A 3,867-nucleotide genomic window follows, 5' to 3' on the forward strand; every position below is an offset into this window, starting at 1 on the left:
GGCCCAGCTCGGTCGCCGTGCAGAAGGACGGCTCACTGCTCGTGGATGACGATGTGACCGGCGAGATCTGGCGCGTCGCTCCGAAATGAATGTTCCAGGCTGACCGACGACGCGTTGCCCGTTGCCCGGCACGCCCCCTAGATTGGCAGCTGCCCGGGGCGTCCCACCGGACCGGAAACATGTTCTCCTTGCCGGCGGACCGTTCACCTGATTCCGTTGTCAGGTTTTTCGTCTCCGTCAGCCAAGGAACATCATGACTCGCTCACGAACGTTGCTCAGCGCGCTTCTTTGCGCTTGTGCGGTTTTGCCGTTTGGCGCGGCGCATGCGCTCGGCGTCGTCACCTATGTGGGTCACGCGGCCGCTGACAATTTCAATCCGCTCAATCGCCTGAATGACATCGACCACGGGACGACCTTTGCGCCTGCAAGCTACGGGGTGAACGTGGATGGCAACGTCGCCACCTCGATCACCGATTCAGCCCAGGGGGGCTCGGCTTATGCCTATTCCCTCTCCGTGGCTGCGTACTCGCCTGTCCTCGGATTCACCGTCGGCGGTGGTGCTGGAGCGACCACGACGATTCATTACCAGGTCATGCTGAGCGGCCCGGCCGCGGCAACGGTAGTGCCGGTGCAYGTCCTCGCCCACGGCTTGGTCGACGGCGAAGGAAGTACGCAGGCATCGGCCTCCTTCTCCGTGAACTACGACAGCGGCGGCGCTGGCGCGATTTTGCTCGCCGGCATCAACCTCAACGGAGTGAGTGGCAACAGCTTCTCGTTCGATCAGGTCACCAACTTCAAGGTCAATGCCGTCTTTGATGTCTACCTCCGTGCCGATTCCGGCTCGGGCGGCCCCGGCGGGCCGGCAGGCTGGTCGAAGGCCTTCGTTGACCCTTCGTTCACGATCGACGACCCGGCGCTGGCCGCGCTCTACCACTTCGAAGGCATTCCTAGCGCCGTGCCTGAGTCGGCGACCTGGGCGCTCACGATGTTGGGGCTGGGCGTGGTTCTCGGCGTGCGGCGCCGGCGGACTGCGCTCGTGCCAGTGCCCGAATCGCAATGATTGGTTAACTGGCCCCAGTAGGCGGCCGCGCCATGCGCCTCAAATGGTCGCTCCGCTAGACTGACGACCATGCGCCACGGCCTGACGACCTTCCTGCTGATGCTGTGCATGTGCTGGCAAGCGCTGGCCCATGCAGGCGTTGCCGTGGGGATGGCGGGCCAGGAAGAGCAGCAGCATGCGTTGATGCACCTCGAGGGCCAGGGGCATCATCACGATGATCACGGCGACGCCAGCGGCGTCCACGAGGACCAGTCGCTCGCCTCGGCCCATCATCTGGCCAGCGACTGCGGTTTGCATTCACCGGTCCTGATGACCCGTGTTGACCTGCACTTGCCACAACTGCCGCCGGCGATGCCGGTGCAGACCGCGGCGACGCCCCCTCCACCGCCCTGCCTTGCCGGCCCCGAGCGGCCACCCAAAGCCCAGTCCTGATCCCGCCCGCGACCCGCGCGTGCTGACGCGCGGCCGTCTGTCGCTCTGGCGGTGACCTCTTGCGCATGACCAGCCCTGGGCTGGCCCCATGCGGGTCGCCGCCGCTTTCGCATCAGGACCCTCGTGAAAATCCCTCCATGGTTGGCGCCATGGCTCGCCGGCAGCGCCCTTGCTGCCAGCGCGCTCGCCTGTGCCGCCCAACCCCTATCGAATTCCGCAGCGCTCGCGGCCAGCCGCCCCAGCCTGGCCCAGGCGATTGACGCCGCCTGGCAGCGCTCCGCCGAGGTGACGCAGTCGCAAGGCCAGCAGCGCCAGGCTCGCGCCGAGCAGGCCGTCGCCGCCAGCTGGCTCGCCGCGCCGCCAGCGCTGCAGCTGTCCCAGCGTGAAGGCCGCGGCAATGGCGCCAGCGGCCAGCGCGAAACCGAGGTCGGCATCGCCCTGCCGCTGTGGCGCATCGGCGCCCGCGCAACCGCCGGCCAGGCCGCCCAAGCCGGCCTCGACTGGAGTGCCGCCGCCGAGCGGGCCGCCCGCCTGCACGTGGCCGGCCAGGTGCGCGAAGCCCTTGGCCAGCTGAGCGGCCTGGAGGCGGAGCAGCGCCTGGCCGCGCTGCAAGGCCAGTTGCTCGGTCGCCTGGCCGAAGACGTCGACCGCCGCGTCAAGGCCGGCGACCTCGCGCCTGCCGACGCGATGGCGGCCCGGGCCGAGTGGCTGTCCAGCCAGGCTCTGGAAGCCGAGGCTGCACTGAAGCTGCACGCCCAGCAGACGCAATGGCAACTGCTGACGGGCCTCGCCGTTGCCGCGCGGTTCGAGCCCCCGCCTGCAGGGGCGACCTTCGACCTCGATGAGGCTCACCCCGAACTGCAGCTCGCCGCGCGCGCCGTCGACCGTGCCCAGCGCCAGCTCGCCCTGGCACAGGCCCAGCGCGGCGACGGCCCCGAGCTGGGCGTCAACCTGCGCCAGGAACGCCCTGGCCAGGGCAACCCGGCGCTGAACAGCATCGGCGTTGCACTGCGCCTGCCTTTTGCTGCATTTGGCACCGAGACGCACGCTCAGCCGCGCATCGCCACCGCGCTGTCCGAGGTCGACATGGCCCTGACCCAGCAGCAGCGCAGCCGCGACCGCCTCGCGGCCGAGCTGGAGCTGGCGCGCAACCAGCTGCAGGGTGCTGAAGTGCAGGCCCGCCTCGAAACGCAGCGCGCCATGCTGCTGCGCGAGCGGGCGGGTCACATCGACAAGGCCTTCAAGGCGGGCGAAGCGCCGCTGCCCGAACTGCTGCGGGCGCTGAGCGCCGCCGCCCAGACCGAGGCCGCCAGCGAACGCCAGCAAGCCCATCTGCGCCTGGCCCAGGCGCGACTCCAACAAGCCCAAGGATTGCTTCCATGACCTCCCTTTCCCTGCTGCGCGCCCTCGGCGCCGCTGCGCTGGCCGTGAGCCTGGGCGCTGCGGCCGACCCCGGCGCCCACGGACCCAACGGCGAACATCTCGACAGCCCGGCCGCTACCACCGCGCCTGCCGGCAGCCGCCCACGCATCGAAGCCAGGAGCGAGCAGTTCGAGCTGGTCGCCACGCTCGCCGGCGGCGAGTTCTCGATGCTGATCGACCGCTTCGCGACCAACGAGCCGGTGCTCAAGGCGCAGGTCGAAATCGAGTCCGGCGGCCTCAAGGTCAAGGCTCCCTTTCACGACGCCATCGGCGACTACGCCGTGGCCGACGAGGCGATGCTGAAGCTGCTCGGCAAGCCCGGTGACCACGCCATCGTCATCACCGTCATCCACGGCAACGAATCGGACCTGCTGGACGCGACCCTCAAGGTCACGGCCGAGCAGGCCCAGGCCGCGGCGCAGGCGCCGCACGCGCACGAGCCCGGCGATGACCACGGGCACGACCACCCCAGTGGCTCGCGCAAGCTGTGGACGGGGATGGGCGTCATCGCGGCGATGCTGATCGCCGTGGCCGCATGGCGCCGCCGCCAGGGCACCAAGACCGGGAACGGAGGCCAGGCATGAAGCGCCCGCTGCTGACCGTTGGACTGCTGCTGGCCACGACAGCCGGGCTCGCCGGGCCCGGTGCCCATGGGCCGAATGGCGAACACCTCGACCAGGCCGGGCCCACCAGTGTCTCGGGCCTTGTGCGCCTGCCCGACGGCAGTGTCAACGTCCCCAAGCTGGCCCAGCGCCGCTTGGGGCTGCGCACGCAGATCGCACCCGAGACCGAAGCCGCTGCGACGCTGGAGCTGCCCGGCCGTGTGGTTCAGGACCCGAACGCCAGTGGCCGTGTGCAGGCCAGCCATGGCGGCCGTATCGAACCCGGCCCCAAGGGACTTCCTGTGCCCGGCCAGGCCGTGCAAAAGGGGGAAGTCCTCGCCTGGCTGCACC

The 3,867-nt window shown here is 69.7% G+C and carries 4 protein-coding genes and 1 pseudogene; all 5 read left to right on the forward strand.

The genetic code is table 11. From position 1 onward, the window contains the following. The first annotated feature begins 253 nt into the window (after window positions 1-253). A complete protein-coding gene (locus AC1DU6_RS22815) occupies window positions 254-1,060 on the forward strand; it encodes a PEP-CTERM sorting domain-containing protein (protein ID WP_082532801.1) in 807 nt (268 codons plus the stop codon). Window positions 1,061-1,129: 69 nt separating this feature from the next. Beyond that, window positions 1,130-1,492: a hypothetical protein gene (locus AC1DU6_RS22820; RefSeq protein WP_457320738.1), complete on the forward strand. Its 363-nt coding sequence runs from the start codon at window positions 1,130-1,132 to the stop codon at window positions 1,490-1,492. Between the two features lie 123 nt (window positions 1,493-1,615). Beyond that, window positions 1,616-2,875 carry a TolC family protein gene (locus tag AC1DU6_RS22825; RefSeq protein WP_477859802.1) on the forward strand — a complete coding sequence of 420 codons (1,260 nt, stop codon included), beginning with the start codon at window positions 1,616-1,618 and terminating at the stop codon, window positions 2,873-2,875. Beyond that, window positions 2,872-3,498: a hypothetical protein gene (locus tag AC1DU6_RS22830; protein ID WP_477859804.1), complete on the forward strand. Its 627-nt coding sequence runs from the start codon at window positions 2,872-2,874 to the stop codon at window positions 3,496-3,498. The genes AC1DU6_RS22825 and AC1DU6_RS22830 overlap by 4 nt, the downstream gene beginning before the upstream one ends. After that, a pseudogene (locus AC1DU6_RS22835) lies at window positions 3,495-3,867 on the forward strand (efflux RND transporter periplasmic adaptor subunit); the annotation flags it as partial. The gene AC1DU6_RS22830 and the pseudogene AC1DU6_RS22835, both read left to right, overlap by 4 nt.

This window comes from Roseateles sp. P5_B10, assembly GCF_056400485.1.

Excerpts from the sequence above, each read along its gene's own strand:
- AC1DU6_RS22820 (WP_457320738.1), top strand. The coding sequence starts at position 1,130 with ATGCGCCACGGCCTGACGACCTTCCTGCTGATGCTGTGCATGTGCTGG.
- AC1DU6_RS22830 (WP_477859804.1), top strand. The coding sequence starts at position 2,872 with ATGACCTCCCTTTCCCTGCTGCGCGCCCTCGGCGCCGCTGCGCTGGCC.